The organism is Dysgonomonas sp. Shenzhen-Wh21, assembly GCF_043392705.1.
Classification (GTDB): Bacteria; Bacteroidota; Bacteroidia; order Bacteroidales; family Dysgonomonadaceae; genus Dysgonomonas.
In genome coordinates this window covers 49,410-67,530 of record NZ_JAIXHZ010000068.1, presented here as the reverse complement: position 1 = coordinate 67,530, position 18,121 = coordinate 49,410, and the positions used below count along the sequence as shown (strand labels likewise).

Below are 18,121 nucleotides of genomic sequence, written 5' to 3'. Positions count from 1 at the left end.
ACATTTTCGGACGGTCCGGCTTTACCTGCAATAATGTTGCTCGAACCCAAGTCTACATATTTTATGGATGCAGGAAAGATGATATGGACAGTCTTATCAAAAGTCACTTCCAATCCATAAGGCGGTATCATCCGGTCGAAAGTTATTTTCTTGGATAAGCCTTCGTAATAATCCCCATAGGTCGGTTTAAGCACCTGTTGCAGATCTTCCTGCATATCGTTCGTTCTCGTATGTTCTGTTTGTGCATGGACTGCTATTGATGTCAGCACCAATGCTATTGCAATAATATATTTCTTCATTGTTTCTAGTTTTGAATTTCTTATTACTATTTTTTTATTCCCCTAATTAGCCTTTGGCATCAGCATAATGCGATAACCCGATTTGAGTGTAACCTTGACTTGCCTAATCTTTTTCTGCATATAAGCTGATACGCCTTGTATTGCTCCCTTGCTCAGATCAGAAGCAAGTTGTGCCCCTGTACTCTGTGTCATGGTAAAGCTTGTTCCTACACTGTTTCCCATATTAGCAACAATCTCTTTGGCGGCATTCATTTCCAATGATCCCGGTATGTGGATGCCACGTTGCCCATCCGTGTCATAGGTTACCATCTCTACCAGAATGATTGTTTCTTCATATTCTATGGAAGAAATCAGAATGTCCAACCGTTCGCCTTGAATCTTGGCTATACCTGTCAGAATCGTATTCTCAGGAATGAGCGTACTGCCTGCTACCAGCGGCTCAACCAATCGCAAGCGGGTTGTTTGTCCGTCAATAACTGTCTGATTATCATGAATCACTGCTGAAATGGTATTTTTGGTGGAGACTCCAACTTCACCACCCACTGTATTAAATCCCATGTTTCTGGATTGGTCATACATTTGGAACAGCTCTTCATTACTGATACTCTGAGCCAATGATGACACAGTTTGCTTTTGTATCTGCCGAACGGGGCTAACAGTAGTCTTTCCATTTTTGGTAGAACTGTCCTTTCCGTAGTTATCAATCTTGTTTTTCAAGGAGTTGTTATTCTCAGAAAAGGATTCACCTTGATTTTGTGGCATATACTTCGCCGCCATTTCGTAAGACTTTTCCATCAACAGAAGTTGTTCATCTACCGCCGACTGCTTGTCGTCCTTTTCGCTCATCTTTGCTTCAAGTTCCTCCAACTTCCTTTTCATCTCTTCTTTTTCAGGATCATCTTTGGGCTTTTCATAGAAATTGCCCAATGTTTTATTGATGTCCTGATAAGCCGATACGGAATTGTTAATCGGAGCTTTCGGCCTTGAGGTTGATTGCTTCGGTTCATCCTCAAAATCAATAACTACCCGCTCATTCTTTGAATTCTCCAACATATCTGCATATCCTTGTAAGGATTGCATCTTGTTTTTCTGTCGTTCCTTCATCTGTTCCTGCTCGTAGGCGTCTTTCTTATCACCGATGATACCATCCTTTTTGGGATCGGGTATATCAGCATTGAAGCCTGTACCTATTTGCTCTTTGGCTTTATCTTCGTCCGATGGGGCAAAGATCAGCCAGATACATCCTGCAAAAACTACCGCCATCAATGCGAAAATCGCATACTTCTTTAGCTTTTGTTTTTGCTCTTCGCTTAGTTTTGGTTTATCAGCCATATGATTCTGTTTTTTCAAAATTTATACTATCTGACATTTCTATATCCGGTTCAGAGTCTAAAAAGTCAAAGTCCAATTTTTTCGGCTTTACTTTTTCCAGCTCCAGTCTTTTCATATACTCTATCTTGAGCTGTTCCTTTTGTTCCTGTTTCCGCCCCCAAGTACTGATGGACGTAAATGTGAAGTACAGATTTAGTATAGTAAAGATCAAAAGTATAATGAGGATGACTGTCAATCGTTTGTCGGGAGTAATCTCCCCACAGAGATCTTTGAGTTTGTCCTCCAGCCAATAGCCGAGTTCTTTTAGTTTCTCTTTCATATAATTTGTAATTTACCCAAATCCTCCTTTTGGGGAATTAATGGACTGTTATCTGTCAAGAACTCTTATGTCCTTATTCTCTCGTATCTCGAAGGCTTCGATGGTGAATCCATGCGGATTATTGTCGGAGCGAACGGAGTTCAGCAGTTTACAAGTTGTTATCAGGCTTCGTTCTGTAATATTGCTTTCTCTGATAATCATTTGCCGTGCATATGTCGCCACCTGATAGGGATATACATCTAGATTACAGGAAATACTATCGACTTGGATACTCTGATTAATATTTCCTGATATTATTCGATTGTAAAATCCTTTCTCCGATAAGTCTTTATAATAATTGAAAGCCGATTTATCCGACAACACTAATGCCCGGTTAATATTACTTTCAATAGCCGACTTATCAGGAGACAGGGTAAAGAACAGTTCGTGAAACCGCCTGACGTGTTCGCGAGCTTCCACAGGTCTGTTTTGTGATAGGTCCTGTGATAAGGCGAGCATCAGTGACTTCCCATTATCCAGTACATAAATCTTTCGCCGTTGCGATTCTGCGAAATCGTAAGCACTCCATACGGAATAACCTGCGACCGCAGCACACAAACAGAGAAAGACTATGCCGAATATGCGTATTTGCCTAAAGCTTGATTCGATATTTTTTAATGATTTAAATTCCATAAATTCAATGTGATAATTAGCAAATTTGCCGATGTGCCAATGAAGATTATTGAGCCATATAATCTGTAACCCATTGGCAAATTGGCATATTAAACAATTGACTCATTTATTAATTACTGAGAAGTCCTTCTTGAAGAACCGGATTGTCCTCCGTTCCCCGTTGAATAATTCCTCCCTTGTGGCTGGCTGCTACTTCCGGTATAGCTACTACTGCTACTTCCGGAACTGCCATTTCCTTTCAATCTTCCCGCAATGTTTCCTGCAACAGCACCACCAAAACCTCCAGCCATTGCCGCACCTTTGGTCGCTGTACTATTTACATTCTTACCGAAATTACCCATACCTCCGGCAGAGATAATCCATCCGGCAACAGTCGGAATTGTAAAATATCCGACAATGCCGATAATCAGAAAGACGATGTAAATTACATCTGAACTGTCCAAAGAGAAATTCGGGTCGGTCTGCATCCGGTCAATGTCCGATTGCAGCATCAGAGATTGAAGTCTGGCTAATATGGTACTGAATAAATCGGAAACAGGTAGCCACAGATATACCGAAATATATCGAGTGATCCATTGCGTCAGTGTCGATTGAAAGCCATCCCACACAGATATGGCAAACGCCAGTGGACCGAGTATGGCAAGGACAATCAGGAAGAAGGTACGTATCACATCTATAATCAGGGCAGCCGCTTTGAAAAGAATCTCCAGCAACTCACGGAAGGCTTCCCGTATCCATTTTTTCAGTTGATATGCAGCCCGTTCGATATATAATCCGGCTTTTGTTCCGACGTCCGTAATGCCCAACGCTTCGAGTTTGGTGTCCCATACTTCGTTGTCAACCAGATAAGCTGTCTCGGGGTTACGCCGCATGGCTTCGTATTCCAGCTTGTCTTTTATCTCGGCATAGCGTTGCATATCCAATGTCTCGGATTGTAGCATACCATTCGTCCCCTGCACCACCGGACTCATAATGCTGTTAATTGTTCCGAGTACAATTGTTGGGAAGAACATAATACACAAACCTATAGCAAAGGGACGAAGCAGAGGATACACATCTATCGGCTCAGCTCGTGCCAGAGATTGCCATACCCTATACGCCACATAGAACAAAGCTCCCAGCCCTGCGATCCCTTTGGCTATCCCGATCATATTGCCACAGAGGGGAATCATACTGTCGTAGAGCGTCCGCAGTGTCTGATGAAATTGTTCGAAATCCATTACCAATACCTTTCGTTAGGGTTACCATACAGTGCATTCACACGGGCTGTCTCGCCTTTCTTCTTGGCACGCAGGTATGAAACACCGATATTCTTATTTGTATAATAGCGAACCAGATTCCGGTATTCCACCATTGAATCGTAACAGCTATTGACTACATCTATCCGATCTTTGTCGGATAGAGAAAGTGTAGAGATATTTACTACTCCTTTCAATTCATTCAGTACATCATTGCTCTGTTCCAATAACTTGGCATAACCGTTAGCAATGGCATTGAGTTCTTCTACCGAATAATTGGGGTCAGACAGCATTTTTTGAAAGCTGTTGACATAGATATCCGATATCTCGCCTACCATCAGGATAGTCTTTTGTACTTTCTTGGCATCACGAACCAAATTGCTAACAGATTTGAGTGCGTCGTAGTACTCTTTTCCTTGATTATAAACCTTTTGCACTTCTTTGAAATTGTTAATCATATTTTTCGCAGTCGTAGATGTTTCCACCACCTGCTTGCTGGTATTGACAATGCTTTGAGTGAAATTACTCGGGTCCCAGACAGTCCACTGGGCACTCATATTGCTACAAAAAAGCACAAGGCTCACGCATAACATGAAGATTTTTGTTTTCATATTCAATTGATTTTTAAATAAGTAAATAGTTGTAATTTGCTACACTCAAAAAAGAGCATTGAGAGAGTAAAGCCTATCCGTCTCTTTTGCTTTCAGCCAATTGCCGGATCGCCTGTTCGATATCTCCGCCCAGTTTATCCGCCAACTGCAAGACCTCCATCTTTTCGGTCTCTTCTGTTGTGAATGTCAGGTATTCTTCGGTCGATACTTCGGTGGCATAAACTGCCGACTGCATACCACCCAATCCTATCCAGACTTCTTTGTAAATCCGATTCGGATTATTCGACATATTGATGGAAAGTATCTGAGACTTTTCTTTGTCGGTCAAACCCAATAAGGTCTGTATCGAATCAAATTTATTCATATACTTCCGCTGGTCCAGCAGTATCTTACAATCCGAGTTATTGATAATGGCTTCTTTGACAATGGGAGACGAAATTATATCGTCTACCTCCTGTGTAACAACAATTGCTTCCCCGAAATATTTTCTGACGGTTTTATACATATATTTCAGATAATCAGCCATGTTAGGGGAAGAAAGAGCCTTCCATGCCTCTTCTACAATCAATTGTTTTCGAACGCCTTTCAGGTGCCTGAGCTTATTGATAAACGCTTCCATTATGATGATTGTGACGATAGGAAAAAGTTCTTTATTTTCCTTAATTTGATCAATTTCAAAGACGATGAAGCGTTTATTGAGCAAATCCAGTTTCTTATCCGAGTTCAGCAGGAAGTCATACCGTCCGCCCTGATAATATTGCCGGAGAGTCGTTAGCATATTGTCGATATTGAAATCGGATTTACTAACCTCGATTTCCCTCTCTTTCAATGCTGTCTTATACTCATCCCGCATAAATTCATAGAAAGTATTGAAACTTGGAGTAATATTTCTGTCAGTCTGTATCCTTGTGATATATTCATCCACAGCACTACCTAATTCTCCCGATTCTGTCTTGGTAATCTTGTCATCATCACTTTTCCAGAGCGTCAGCAGTAAAGTTTTCAGGCTATCCTTTTTCTCTACATCGAATTGGTTATCATCGGTATAGAAAGGATTAAATGAAATGGGATTTTCTTCGGTGTAGGTAAAGTAAATCCCATCTTCACCTTTGGTCTTACTACGGATCATCTCACATAAGCCCTGATAGGAATTTCCGGTATCGACTAAGACGACGTGCGTGCCCTGTTCCCAATACTGGCGTACCATGTGATTCATAAAAAAGGACTTTCCACTACCCGAGGGCCCTAATACGAACTTGTTTCGGTTGGTAATAATCCCCTTTTTCATCGGAAGGTCAGAAATATCCACATGCAACGGTTTACCTGTTACCCGATCGACCATCTTGATTCCAAAAGGAGATGGCGAAGATTTGTAGTTCGTCTCTTCTACAAAAAAACACAAAGCCTGTTCGATAAAGGTGTAGAAAGATTCTTCACTCGGAAAATCGCCCTGATTACCCGGAATGCCTGCCCAGAACAAGGTCGGAGTATCAACCGTATTGTGTCGGGGCTTACATTCCATCAGTGCTAATTGGCTACCCACATCGTTTTTAATCCGGCTCAGTTCTTCCTTGTCTTCGCTCCATGCAATAACATTGACATGACAACGCACGGAAGTCAATCCAAAGCTGTGAGCTTCGTTCAGGTAATCTTCGATCCAAGCCTTGTTTATCTGATTGCCCCTACTGTAACGGGATAAAGAGTGCATATTGCGAGCCTGTTTTTCAAATTGTTTTAGATTCGCCGTATGGTCATCAATGAAAATATACTGATTGACGATATGGTTACAGGTCAGTAGAACCCCAATGGGAGCCGCAAAAGACAAACGACAATCGCTTCGGTCAGTAGATAGCCGTTCATAACGGGTATCTGTTTCTACTTTGCCCGGTAGATCTTCTACATCTGATAGTGTATGCAGGCAGAGATAGTTATCACCGACTTTCATTTCGCCTGCACCGAGTGCCATGTCTTTCAGACAGGTAGTATCTTCCTGTGACAAGGAAAAATATTTTTCGATAATGCCGGCTTCATCTTTCGTTCCTACAATCTGATCGGTGGTTAGTCGAATAAGTTTAATAAATCCCGAATCGTTAATAATCCGTTCAAACTGTCCGACCGATTCTAAAAACTTCTGAGCCGTCTCCCGATCCTGCATTTCCTTTGGTACGATAAAGCCGCGTGTCAGAGCCGTATAGCTGCTTTGTTGCTTCGCCCGCTCTTTGGTAGTTTTGGTCAGAAACAGATAACTGGTATGATTCAGAAAGGGGCGTTCATTGAAATGACGCTCAAAACTACGGGACAAAAAACTGATATCCTCTTTTTGTACCTGTGGCTCATACTTTTCCTCCACAAACCAGTCCTGTTTATGAATGATACTGTAGTTGGGCAATACTTTCATAGCTTTTGTCCAGGAAGCATGTATGGCTTCATATTCGGGGGAGGTTACGGTAAAGAGTTCGGGCAGTTCCACTTTGTAGGCAACAGTAATATCCGCATCTTTACTCAGGATACAATCATGTTCTACTGCCAGCAGGGGAAACTTGCTCTCTAAGGTGTCTGCACTTAGTGTATTACGCATGCGAGGCCTCCTTTCTTTGGATTCTTGAAATTAGCTGTATGATGTGTCTGCGATTGATAATGTATCGGGGATGATTACGACTAGCTTGTAACTTCATCAATCCATGTTCGCCGTATTTATCATTCAGATAGAAAGTCCCCCAGACCAGTGTTCCGGCAGTAACTACTCCGAATCCGATGCAGATAACCTGACTGATACCGATCATATACAGTATCACAAAGACAATAAACACAGCCAATAGTCCTCCTGCAAAAATAAAGAGGTACTGCGATTTGAGTCCTTTAAACTCAGCGGGCTTTCCGATTCCTTTATTGATACAATATTCCATTCTTCTTCGTTTTAATAATTATTGAATTCATATACAATCCTTGTTTCCCCCTTTCGGGGGAACAAAGGAGGTTCTTATAAGAAAAATGAACGAAGAATAGTAGCAGCTACAATAAGGAAGATACACGCTCCGAACCACGAGGCAGCAGTTTTCGAAGTGTCGGGGTCTCCACTCGAAAACTTCGAATACACCTTAACTCCTCCGATGAGTCCCACAACGGCTCCGATAGCATAGATGAGTTTGGTTGCCGGATCGAAGTAGGAGGTTACCATATTGGTAGCATCGGTGATTCCCTGCATACCGTTTCCTTGTGCGAAAATAGTGGTAGTAGCAGCTAAGAGTATAGCTGCAAAGAATAAGATTCTTTTCTTCATACGTTTTTGTAATTGTGCCGTGAGGATTGGATGGTCGCTCACGGCGGGTTAAACTGAAATAAGTTGGATAATTAGCGGTCGCAGACCGTTTTATTTACATAATCTACGACAAGTTTTACATATGCTACTATTCGTGTAGCCGTTTTATTCACATCGTCTGTGAAACCTATTTTTAGAGAACAGGAACTCTTTCGTCTTAGTTATTTTCCCATAGGCATATCGTTTTGTTATAATAAAAGGAAGTCTGTGACCTCAAAATATACTGTCAATATCAAAATCTTTAAAATCATTGGGATAGGCGATTTCGTTATCTTTCTGCCCCTGTTGCTGCTCCCGTAAACGTTGGGCACGCATAGCCAGATGCGTATCAATCAGTGTCGAAATAGTTTTGGATGTTTCCGCACCACTGGCTATCACCTGTTTAATCATTTCCGTTTGCTGATTCTCATAAAGCACACGCCCGGCTTCATCTTTATCCGTTTCACAGGCTTGTTTATCTGCGATGGTTCGATTGGTATGTGTTAATTCGTCAAAGCTGGCTCCACTGGCTACTACTGCATCATGTTCACTTTCCAAATCTTCCCGTTCGGTTTCCGAATCAAATTCTTCTGCGGATAGGGATTCTACCTTTTCCAAAGGAACATCCACATCGAATTTTTCGGGTTCGTCTTCTGGCGGAGGGACAAATGTAGATTCTTTTTCAATAGGATTTTCATTATTCAAATTTGTGGCAGTGTTTGGCGTTGATTGGCGTAGGTTAAATTTACTTTTGCCCAAAATTGAATCGATTTCATCCTCTTCTCCAGTCATTTCTTTGGACTTTTCAATTTTGACCTCTTCATTTTTTGTCTTTCCGTAAGTGGTCACATACAGCCAATCGACAAATTGTTTCCACTTCCTCAGCAAAATAGGATAAAGACTCATACCCAATAAGATGGAGGCGATAACGACTATTAGTTGTACCATTTGACTATTGATTTTAAGATTATTCATCTACCTTTCGTTTAAGTATTTCCTTTATATCGGACTCATACATTTCAAAATGATGAGTCAGCACCATATCTATATATCCGAACACTGATAAGTTTGGATTGTCATAACAGAGAATAATATGCTGTATCTTCTTATAAAATTGGCTTCGCAAATAGGTCGTTTTTTCTTTCCTCCCTGTAATTGGAGTTTCCTTAACAAAAAGAGATTCATAGTCTACTTGTACTCCTTTTCGCAAAATGGAGATATTTGGGTGATCAGATGGTATATCCACAGCTTCATTTTCTACTTCTTTCCTACCTAAAGGATTACGCCTATAGGCCTTGACTTGTTGTAGGATTATAAGCCCTAAAATCAATGTGGATACTGATATAATCAATAATAATATTTCCATTACAGTAAGGTATTAGGCATATTTTCTTTATAATAGTGTTCTATTTCCTCCCTATGGGATTCTAAGTGATGCTCCAAAACAGTGCTGATATAAGCACCTATCGTTATCTTATGCCCCGGCTTGACGGCTGCCAGACGGCCAATAATATCAACAAGTTCCTCTTTGATATAAACACATTTACGCCTGGGTATCTGCTTTGTCGATTTTTCTATAAAAGTAAATCGGTATCCTGGTTTATCAGAAATGGTGGGTCCTGATTGTCCGTGATTATTTGTTTGTTGATTTTGATGTAAGTTTCCCATTTTTGTTTTTAGTTTTATTTAATTAGATCATCTCGTTTCTTTTTATACAGGGTATTTATCTCCTGCTTGTTATCCTCCAGATGTTGCCTGATGACAGTGTCTATAAAAGCACCGACAGTCATATTTTTATCGGCTATTTCCTTGACGATTGCCAAAATCGTCTCATGCAGATCCTGACTGATATAGACACACTGTCTTGTTTTCAACTCTTTAGGTTGCAAAAAAGCTGATCGATAGCCGCTTCCGGCTCTTGGTTTTGCCACAGCTTTCCGTTCTTCCTGCTCGGGTTCTTCCTGTTGGCTTTCTTTTTCCCTTATCTCTTTTTCAACAGGAGCAGCCACCGTTTTACTTTCCACCCTCCCACAATCGGCCATCGATTCCAGAAGTTCTTTTTCGTCAATACCTTCTACACGGCGGATAATATTATCTTTCTTGCCCATCTGCTTTCAGTTTTATCAGTTCTTCAATCTCATCGGCCAGCAGGTCCAGATTGGTATTTTTTAGCAGTTGCTTGTCTACAGGAAATAGTGTACTGCGAAAGACAGGTCTGACCTCTTCGGTCAGTTCGTGCCGGAAACGCTTACGGTCGGGTATGGTTGTTTTCAGTGTCTGCAACCCCAGTTCACCGATTAATTTATTGAAGGTATCGTACAGGTCGGTTCGCTCGCGGGCATCGACCTGATTCCAGAGAAGGTACAATCCCTGAATATTACTCTTCCCGGTGGAGATCACATTGTCATTGAGCAGGGATGCAAATTCCAACGAACTCTGTAATACCATCCGGTCGGCAGTGATCGGAGTAATAATAAAATCTATCATGGACAGAGTTTTTATGACCCCCTCGCTATTAAGCGTACCGGGTAAATCGAAAAACAGTATATCCAAATCTATCGGAGACTCTTCGATCATTTTCTCGGCTGCAACGATAGCATCAGCAGGGAAACTTTTAAGGATCGGATAGGGTTTCCTGTTCTGTGTTTTCAACTGGTTGTAAGCCATCAGTTTGTAATGGTCGATTGTACTTGCGATCTTCCGGTCCCGGTCTCGCATATTATAAGTGCTGAACTGCGGGAAGTCACAGTCTATCACTCCTACATTATATCCTATAACATAATGGAAATATCCGGCGGTCAGTACCGTCAGGACAGTTTTACCTGCTCCGCCTTTTTGAGTGGAGAAAGCAACTAATAAGGTCTTTTTTTCTTTCATTTGGTAATGAATTAGTTAGTTAATAAAATGGATATTTAATATGATGAATAATTACAACAGTGTATTGTCATAGCAGTCGATAGGCTCATCGGTACTCAAAGGGTTATCGGGCTATCAGGTTATCTGCTTATTAAAGGATATAATACCGTAAGTATCTGCATATCTGTATTCGCTTATATCCGGTTCAACAGCAATGTGTAAATACGATTTCCCGCTGATACAAAGAGCCACATTATAACTTCACAACTTCATGACTTCTTAACTACAGTACATTTCCACTTCTATACTTTTTTGCCAATACGGCAATTCGTCAATACGGGTAAGCTGATATCCGATACATTATATAGCCGTCTGCCCAAAGTAATACTTCTGTTCTTTGCTAATGAAATGGTTATCTGAATCAACCGTTTGGCAAATAAATAATAAAGATTCCATAAAACGCTCATTTTCAGAATAGGTGGCAGTGTTTGGCGTTCATATGGTAGTCTGTCATTGGAAAAGGGAGAGAAATATTCGGAGAAGAATCGATTTTAAGCCAGCTACTTTTTTGTAAAATAGCCTCGAAAAGGACGTCTCGTTTTTACCATTTTATTGTTGCTTTATATTCGAAATCAGAGTAAATATTGTAACCCCATTTCATTTGAAAGCCGGAAGTATCAAATCAACATATCTAAATATCTATTTTGGGGTGAAATGCTTATCAATTTCTACTTTCTCCTTATCTGACAGTTCTAATTTCCCCTTTTGGCAGTGTTTGGCGTTCATTGTCTACCCCTGATTATTAGCACACTAATAATGAAGCCTCTAACTTTGTCCCCGACAGAACAGTTTTCGGTTTTTATAGCATGCAAAGAAAAAAGAATGGCAGAATTGAGGTATCTGCATTTATAAAAATCACTCCTATTCTGCTTAGCTAAAAGTCATCCCCTTTTAGCTACAACGACAATCCGCCAGCGAGCGGATTTTTAATGTCGTCAGACATTAGCAAGATGTGTTTTGAGTACCCTCAAAACTGTTTCAAGGCACTTGAAACCATCTTGCCCACTCCTTTGAAAAGTCGGGGGGAATCTTACTCCGAAGTCGCAAGATTTGAAGTTCTCGATTGAATGTAAAATAATGAGGCTATCTGTATAGCCTTTGTATAGTCACTAATTATTCAAACTATCCAATGTATGAAAACAAACAAACGCAGGACCGGACGCTTGCCCAAGCAAGATCCGGCGAAAAGAAAACATGTATTCTACCTTAATGAAGCCGATGAAACTCGCTTCTTATCTCTTTTTGAGCAATCGGGAAAGACGGCAATGGCTCATTTCATTACCTCCTGTATCTTCGATAAGCCACTAAAGATCGTCAAAATTGACAAGGGAATACACGATTATTACATGCGATTGACCACATTCTTTGGTCAATTTCGGGGAATTGCCAACAATTATAATCAGATTGTACGATCACTAAATGTCAATTTCACAGAGAAAAAAGCACTCGCTTTTCTCTATAAGCTGGAACAGGCAACCATCGAATTGGCTCAGTTAAATAAAAAAGTAATTGCACTTACTGCCGAGTTTGAAGCTAAATATCTACAGTATCATGATCGCTAAGATTAACAGCGGGACTTCACTCTTTGGGGCTTTATCCTACAATCAGGAGAAAGTAGAACAAGGCGAGGGGAAGATACTTTTCGGTAATCGTATCATTCAACAAGTGGATGGCACATATAATATGTATCTGAATATAAAATCCTTTGAACCTTATCTCGAAGCCAATAAGCGAACCGAAAAGCCGGTTCTGCATATCTCACTTAATCCCCATCCCGATGACAAGCTAAGTAACGAGCAGCTAAGCAGTATTGCACAGGAGTATATGGACAGGATGGGCTATAGTGATCAACCCTATCTAGTGTATAAACACGAAGATATCGACCGCCACCACCTACATATTGTTTCTGTACGGGTAAATGAGAACGGCAAAAAACTGGATGACTCTTATGAAAAAAGACGTTCAGAGAAGATTTGTAAGGAACTGGAACAAAAATATAATTTGATGCCTGCCGAGAAACAAAAACAGTCCGATACTTATTCTCTAAAGCCCATAAATATCAAAGAAGGTAATATCAAAAAACAAGTTTCCAATATTGCCAAATCTTTAATACGAGACTATTACTTTCAAAATATCAATGAGTATCGGGCATTGCTTACTATATATGGTATAACGGTAGAGGAGGTGAAAGGCGAGGTTCGAAACAAAACCTATAATGGGCTAGTATATTCAGTATTAGATAAGAAAGGCAAAAAGGTCGGCAACCCATTCAAGGCATCTCTGATTGGTCGGGAGGTTGGTTACAATGCTTTGCAGAAAAGAGTGGGTATATCCAAAGATATGCTAAAGGACAAGAAAGCATATAATCGGACAAAGCATATAGTGTCTGCTCTAATAAAAGACAGACCCTCTCGCAAAGCGTTTGAAAAAGAGTTGGCGAGGAATAGTATCTCAGTATTATTCCGAGAAAATGATGATAAGCGTATTTATGGTGTAACCTTTATTGACCACGGGGAAAAAGCAGTATTTAATGGCTCACGTATGGGTAAAGAGTTTTCGGCAAATGTATTTCATAATCTATTTTTCGGCAACAAAAATGATAATCACATTGAGAATAAAGATCAGAACAAAGGTTTTATATACAATCATTCTCAGGAACAAGGCAGTTCCGTTGAATCCCTTGCCGGACTTTTCTCTATGGAACAACATGGTGATGACTATGAAGAGATTGCCTTTTCTAACCGGATGAAGCGTAGGAAGAAAAGACCTCGTGGTCCAAAAATATAATCAAAGTATCAATTAAAATTTAGAAATTATGCAACAAGAAGATGATTTGAGAGGTTTAGCCAAAGTGATGGAGTTCATGCGGGCCATCAGTATATTATTTGTAGTCATTCATATATATTGGTTCTGCTACCAATCCATTCGAGAGACAGGTATCAATATAGGAGTCGTAGATAAGATTCTGCTCAACTTTCAGAATACAGCTGGCTTATTTTCAAATATCCTTTGGACAAAGCTGTTTGCTGTTGTGTTTCTGGCATTGTCTTGTCTGGGAACGAAAGGTGTAAAAGAAGAAAAGATTACATGGAGCAAGATATATGTATTTCTGTTCTTTGGCTTTATCTTCTTTTTCCTTAACTGGTGGATATTGACCCTGCCTCTGCCTTTGGTAGCTGATGCAGCTTTTTATATTTTGACGATGACAGTTGGATATATTTTATTATTAATGGCTGGATTGTGGATGAGCCGTTTGTTAAAAACGAATTTGATGGAAGATGTCTTCAATCTGGAAAACGAATCTTTTATGCAGGAAACACGATTAATGAAGAATGAATACTCAGTGAATTTGCCAACTCGCTTTTTCTACAAGAAGAGATGGAACGATGGGTGGATCAATGTGGTCAATCCGTTTCGGGCATCGATCGTGTTAGGGACTCCCGGTAGCGGAAAGTCGTATGCAGTGGTAAATAATTACATTAAACAGCAGTTATCCAAAGGCTTTAGCATGTATATTTACGATTATAAATTCGATGATCTAAGTACCATAGCATACAATGAATTACAGAAGAATCTGGATAAGTATGAAATCCCACCTCAATTTTATGTTATCAATTTCGATAATCCGGCAAAGAGTCACCGATGCAATCCCATAGTTCCGGAATTTATGACAGACATATCGGATGCTTATGAATCAGCCTATACGATTATGTTGAACCTCAATAAAACGTGGATACAGAAACAAGGGGACTTCTTTGTCGAATCTCCAATAATTCTACTCGCTGCTATTATTTGGTACCTGAAAATCTATCAGAATGGAAAATATTGTACTTTTCCCCATACCATTGAGTTTTTGAATAAACGTTACGAAGATATTTTCCCTATTCTGACATCTTATCCACAATTAGAAAACTATCTTTCGCCTTTTATGGATGCTTGGCAAGGAGGTGCTGCTGATCAGTTGATGGGGCAGATTGCATCCGCTAAAATCCCTTTATCCAGAATGATTTCGCCACAGCTCTATTGGGTAATGACCGGAAATGATTTTACGCTGGATATCAACAATCCTCAAGAGCCGAAGATATTATGTGTGGGAAATAATCCTGATAGGCAGAATATCTACTCGGCAGCATTGGGTTTATACAACAGCCGTATAGTGAAACTTATTAACAAAAAGGGGCAACTAAAATCGTCAGTTATTATTGATGAGTTACCGACTATGTACTTTAGAGGATTGGATAATCTAATAGCTACAGCACGTAGTAATAAAGTGGCTGTATGTTTAGGTTTTCAGGATTTTAGTCAGTTGTATCGTGACTATGGCGATAAGGAAGCGAAGGTAGTTATTAATACCGTGGGTAATATATTCTCCGGTCAGGTTGTTGGTGAAACCTCCAAAACGCTTTCGGATCGCTTTGGTAAAGTATTGCAGAAACGCCAGTCACTCACTATCAATAAGCAGGACACATCCACTTCTATCAGTACGCAACTAGATGCTTTGATTCCTGCTTCCAAAATATCGAATCTTACTCAGGGAATGTTTGTAGGCTCGGTGTCCGATAATTTTGATGAGCGGATTGAACAGAAAATATTTCATGCTGAAATTGTGGTAGATAATGCAAAAGTAGCTACTGAAACCAAAGCTTATCAGAAAATACCGATTATTACTAATTTTATAAATGAAGATGGTGTTGATAGGATGGATGCGGAGATTGAGAATAATTATCGGCAGATAAAGCTAGATGCTAAAATGATTGTGGAAAGAGAGCTAGATAGGATTAAGAAAGATGACAGTCTGAAGCATTTAATAAAGAACTGATAACTATCTATGTAATGAAGCAGAGATTAATTCCCTGCTTCATTACATAAATTGTGCAGATTATGCACTAGTGCTTAATAAAAGAGCCTGCAATTTTATTTCACCTGAATCTCTATATTACTTTTTGGAATTCCTTTCATTGAAGCTTCTAATACTATCTTTCCTGCCTTATCGGAAGATTGTACAATAGCAACTAACATTCCATTGAAAAGATGCATCTGTGGCTCATGAAATAAGTCTAATGACACACTATTGCCATTTGCTCCCGCTCTGTAACTACCGGCACCGTTAACTTTAAACTTAACCAAATCTTGTGCATTAGGACACAAGTTACCATCTTTATCTACCACCTTTACAGTAACAAAAGATAAGTCTTTACCATCTGCTTTTATGACAGATCGATCAGCCTCCATTTCTATGTGATGTGGTTTGCCTGCAGTATGAATCTCCTTCTCTGCTACAGCTTTTCCACTTTTGTCATAAGCAATAACCTTCACTGTTCCAGCCTCATACTTAGTATACATCCACATTAAGCGATAACGTTCTTGACGTTTGAAGTCTTTGCTGTCGCTATTATGGACTGTTACTGAAAGATCTTTTGTTCTCACACCTTGACTTTTACCATTTATAAACAATTCGGCAGAAGGATAATTGGTGTATACAAAGACAGGAGTAACCTCTCCTTCGCGTCCCTCCCAGTTCCAATGCGGAAGAATATGTAATGTTTCTTTCTCTCTGTTCCAATGGCTTCTATACAAGTAGTATCTGTCTTTTGGAATACCTGCCATATCAACAATTCCAAAGAGTGAAGAGTGACTTGGCCAATCGGTATAATACGGAGTGGGCTCTCCTAAATAGTCAAATCCAGTCCATACAAATTCGCCGATACAATATGGTAAATCTTCATGTTGTATAAAATCGTCCTCGGGCAGGTTAGACCATCCACAATGTTCTACATCGTAAGATGACGATTGATGGTCTGCATACTTTTTCATCTGCTGACGCTCCACAGGGAACTTATATACTCCGCGAGAACTAACTGTAGAGGTAGTTTCGCTACCTAAAATTATACGTTGAGGAAGCTTCTTATAAGCCTCTTGGTATTTGTGTGGACGATAGTTAAAACCAAGTACTTCCATCACTGCCCCAAAGTTATTATTCATCACAGCATCAGGAGCATCCATTCCTTGCGTTACAAAACGAGTAGGATCTTCACGTTGACAAATATTTTGTAACCATAACGATAGTTTCGATCCTTCATCACCTCTATATTGATCTGGTACTTCGTTACCTATGCACCACATCACTATACTTGGGTTGTTACGGAATTGATGAATAAGATTTATCAAGTCTTTCTCTGCCCATTCGTCAAAAACGAGATTGTAGCCGTTCTTCATTTTGGGAGCTTTCCACTCGTCAAACGACTCTGCCATTACCATCATCCCCATTTCATCGCAAGCTTTTATCAAGTCTGGTGCAGGCATATTGTGCGATGTTCTGATCGCATTTGCACCCATCTCTTTCAAGATGCGTATTTGGCGACGAATAGCTGCATCATTTACAGCTGCACCCAATGGTCCTAAATCGTGATGCATACACAACCCCTTGAAGACTGTTCTTTTTCCATTCAAGAAAAAACCTTTATCTGGTATTATTTCTATGGTTCTGATTCCAAATGAGGTTGTATATTCGTCTTTCAAAACATCACCTTCGTAAAGTTTAGATACAGCCTTGTATAAGTTTGGGTTTTCGGTATCCCATAATAGAGGATTTTCTACCACTAAATCTTGTTCAAGAATTTTATTGTCGAATTTCGTTAGTGATTTTTTGTTTGATGCTACAATCTTATCATTCTTATCCAAAAGTTCGGTTATAATGCTATAACTACTTGCAGACTTTCCGGTTGGATATTCAACTTTAGTTTTTATATTTACTTTTGCAAAGTCATTCTCAACAATAGGAGTTGTCAATTGTGTACCCCAAGTCGGAATATAAGCATCCTGATTAATGACTAAATGCACATTGCGATATAATCCTGCTCCAGGATACCAGCGAGACGATTCGGGCTTATTTTCCAATCGCACAGCCAAAGAGTTTTTACCCTCGCTTTTCAGACATTTAGATACATCAAAGTGAAAACTATTATAACCATAAGGCCAGTGTCCGACTTTGGTTCCATTGACATACACTTCGGCATTACTCATAGCCCCATCAAAAATAAGCGTAGCAGTTTTGCCTTTCGTAAAGTCCGGAGTTTCAAATTCTAATCTATACCAGCCTACTCCCACAAAGGGAAGTCCACCTGTACGACCAGCGTGTTGCTCTGCTTTGGTTTGCCCATCTTGAACAATAGCCATTTCTTGCATGTCATTGTCACTACTGAAAGGACCATAGATTGCCCAATCGTGAGGCACAGTTACACTTTGCCACTTGCTATCATTAAAATCCGAAGTGTTAAAATCGGGGTTGTCTTCTCTCGAAAACTTCCATCCTTTCTCAAAGATCAACTCAGTACGCACTTGTGCTTGTGCTGTAAAAAACATTCCTCCCAGAAGAGTCAGGAGGCAGTGAATAACTAATTTCTTCATGTTTTATTTTGATTTAATTATTATTTTTC

Annotated in this window: 18 protein-coding genes; 3 read left to right on the top strand and 15 right to left on the bottom strand. The window is 40.0% G+C overall.

Going from position 1 to position 18,121, the window contains the following annotated elements; all coding sequences use genetic code 11:
- From LDB17_RS04110 to LDB17_RS04045, 14 genes are all read right to left on the bottom strand, one after another.
- Positions 1-299 (bottom strand): DUF4138 domain-containing protein (locus LDB17_RS04110; protein WP_393924901.1); only part of this gene is annotated, 299 nt, incomplete at its 3' end.
- Between the two features lie 42 nt (positions 300-341).
- Positions 342-1,631: a conjugative transposon protein TraM gene (gene traM, locus LDB17_RS04105; protein WP_252636712.1), complete on the bottom strand. Its 1,290-nt coding sequence runs from the start codon at positions 1,629-1,631 to the stop codon at positions 342-344.
- Positions 1,624-1,950 (bottom strand): TraL conjugative transposon family protein, encoded by a 327-nt coding sequence (locus tag LDB17_RS04100; RefSeq protein ID WP_252636711.1) that lies wholly within the window; start codon positions 1,948-1,950, stop codon positions 1,624-1,626. The genes traM and LDB17_RS04100 overlap by 8 nt, the downstream gene beginning before the upstream one ends.
- Positions 1,951-1,998: 48 nt before the next feature.
- Positions 1,999-2,622 carry a conjugative transposon protein TraK gene (gene traK, locus LDB17_RS04095; protein WP_252636710.1) on the bottom strand — a complete coding sequence of 208 codons (624 nt, stop codon included), beginning with the start codon at positions 2,620-2,622 and terminating at the stop codon, positions 1,999-2,001.
- Positions 2,623-2,735: 113 nt separating this feature from the next.
- Positions 2,736-3,842, bottom strand: a complete 1,107-nt coding sequence (gene traJ, locus LDB17_RS04090; protein ID WP_252636709.1) for a conjugative transposon protein TraJ — start codon at positions 3,840-3,842, stop codon at positions 2,736-2,738.
- Entirely contained in the window at positions 3,842-4,471 is a 630-nt protein-coding gene (locus LDB17_RS04085; protein ID WP_252636708.1) for a DUF4141 domain-containing protein, read from the bottom strand. The genes traJ and LDB17_RS04085 overlap by 1 nt, the downstream gene beginning before the upstream one ends.
- Positions 4,472-4,544: 73 nt before the next feature.
- A complete protein-coding gene (locus tag LDB17_RS04080) occupies positions 4,545-7,049 on the bottom strand; it encodes a TraG family conjugative transposon ATPase (protein WP_252636707.1) in 2,505 nt (834 codons plus the stop codon).
- Positions 7,042-7,377 carry a DUF4133 domain-containing protein gene (locus LDB17_RS04075; protein WP_252636706.1) on the bottom strand — a complete coding sequence of 112 codons (336 nt, stop codon included), beginning with the start codon at positions 7,375-7,377 and terminating at the stop codon, positions 7,042-7,044. The genes LDB17_RS04080 and LDB17_RS04075 overlap by 8 nt, the downstream gene beginning before the upstream one ends.
- Before the next feature lie 74 nt (positions 7,378-7,451).
- Positions 7,452-7,751 carry a DUF4134 domain-containing protein gene (locus tag LDB17_RS04070; RefSeq protein ID WP_252636705.1) on the bottom strand — a complete coding sequence of 100 codons (300 nt, stop codon included), beginning with the start codon at positions 7,749-7,751 and terminating at the stop codon, positions 7,452-7,454.
- A gap of 252 nt (positions 7,752-8,003) precedes the next feature.
- Positions 8,004-8,744 carry a hypothetical protein gene (locus LDB17_RS04065; protein WP_252636704.1) on the bottom strand — a complete coding sequence of 247 codons (741 nt, stop codon included), beginning with the start codon at positions 8,742-8,744 and terminating at the stop codon, positions 8,004-8,006.
- On the bottom strand, positions 8,737-9,135 hold the full coding sequence (locus tag LDB17_RS04060) for a DUF3408 domain-containing protein (RefSeq protein WP_252636703.1): 399 nt from the start codon (positions 9,133-9,135) through the stop codon (positions 8,737-8,739). The genes LDB17_RS04065 and LDB17_RS04060 overlap by 8 nt, the downstream gene beginning before the upstream one ends.
- Positions 9,135-9,437 carry a DUF3408 domain-containing protein gene (locus tag LDB17_RS04055; RefSeq protein WP_252636702.1) on the bottom strand — a complete coding sequence of 101 codons (303 nt, stop codon included), beginning with the start codon at positions 9,435-9,437 and terminating at the stop codon, positions 9,135-9,137. The genes LDB17_RS04060 and LDB17_RS04055 overlap by 1 nt, the downstream gene beginning before the upstream one ends.
- 14 nt (positions 9,438-9,451) lie before the next feature.
- Positions 9,452-9,877, bottom strand: coding sequence for a DUF3408 domain-containing protein (locus LDB17_RS04050; RefSeq protein WP_353846905.1), 426 nt, complete (start codon positions 9,875-9,877; stop codon positions 9,452-9,454).
- Positions 9,861-10,646 carry a ParA family protein gene (locus LDB17_RS04045; RefSeq protein ID WP_252636701.1) on the bottom strand — a complete coding sequence of 262 codons (786 nt, stop codon included), beginning with the start codon at positions 10,644-10,646 and terminating at the stop codon, positions 9,861-9,863. Before LDB17_RS04045 ends, LDB17_RS04050 begins: the two co-directional genes overlap by 17 nt.
- A 1,172-nt stretch (positions 10,647-11,818) precedes the next feature.
- Between LDB17_RS04045 and mobA the strand changes: the two genes are divergently transcribed.
- From mobA to mobC, 3 genes are read left to right on the top strand one after another with little or no spacing between them, the layout of a single operon-like run.
- Positions 11,819-12,247 carry a conjugal transfer protein MobA gene (gene mobA / locus LDB17_RS04040; RefSeq protein ID WP_252636700.1) on the top strand — a complete coding sequence of 143 codons (429 nt, stop codon included), beginning with the start codon at positions 11,819-11,821 and terminating at the stop codon, positions 12,245-12,247.
- Positions 12,237-13,472, top strand: coding sequence for a conjugal transfer protein MobB (gene mobB / locus LDB17_RS04035; RefSeq protein ID WP_252636699.1), 1,236 nt, complete (start codon positions 12,237-12,239; stop codon positions 13,470-13,472). Before mobA ends, mobB begins: the two co-directional genes overlap by 11 nt.
- Positions 13,473-13,500: 28 nt before the next feature.
- On the top strand, positions 13,501-15,504 hold the full coding sequence (gene mobC, locus LDB17_RS04030) for a conjugal transfer protein MobC (RefSeq protein ID WP_252636698.1): 2,004 nt from the start codon (positions 13,501-13,503) through the stop codon (positions 15,502-15,504).
- A gap of 95 nt (positions 15,505-15,599) precedes the next feature.
- Here mobC and galB read toward each other — a convergent pair whose 3' ends face one another.
- The gene (galB, locus tag LDB17_RS04025; protein ID WP_252637008.1) at positions 15,600-18,047 is read right to left on the bottom strand and encodes a beta-galactosidase GalB; all 2,448 of its coding nucleotides are present in this window, start codon (positions 18,045-18,047) and stop codon (positions 15,600-15,602) included.
- Positions 18,048-18,121: the final 74 nt, after the last annotated feature.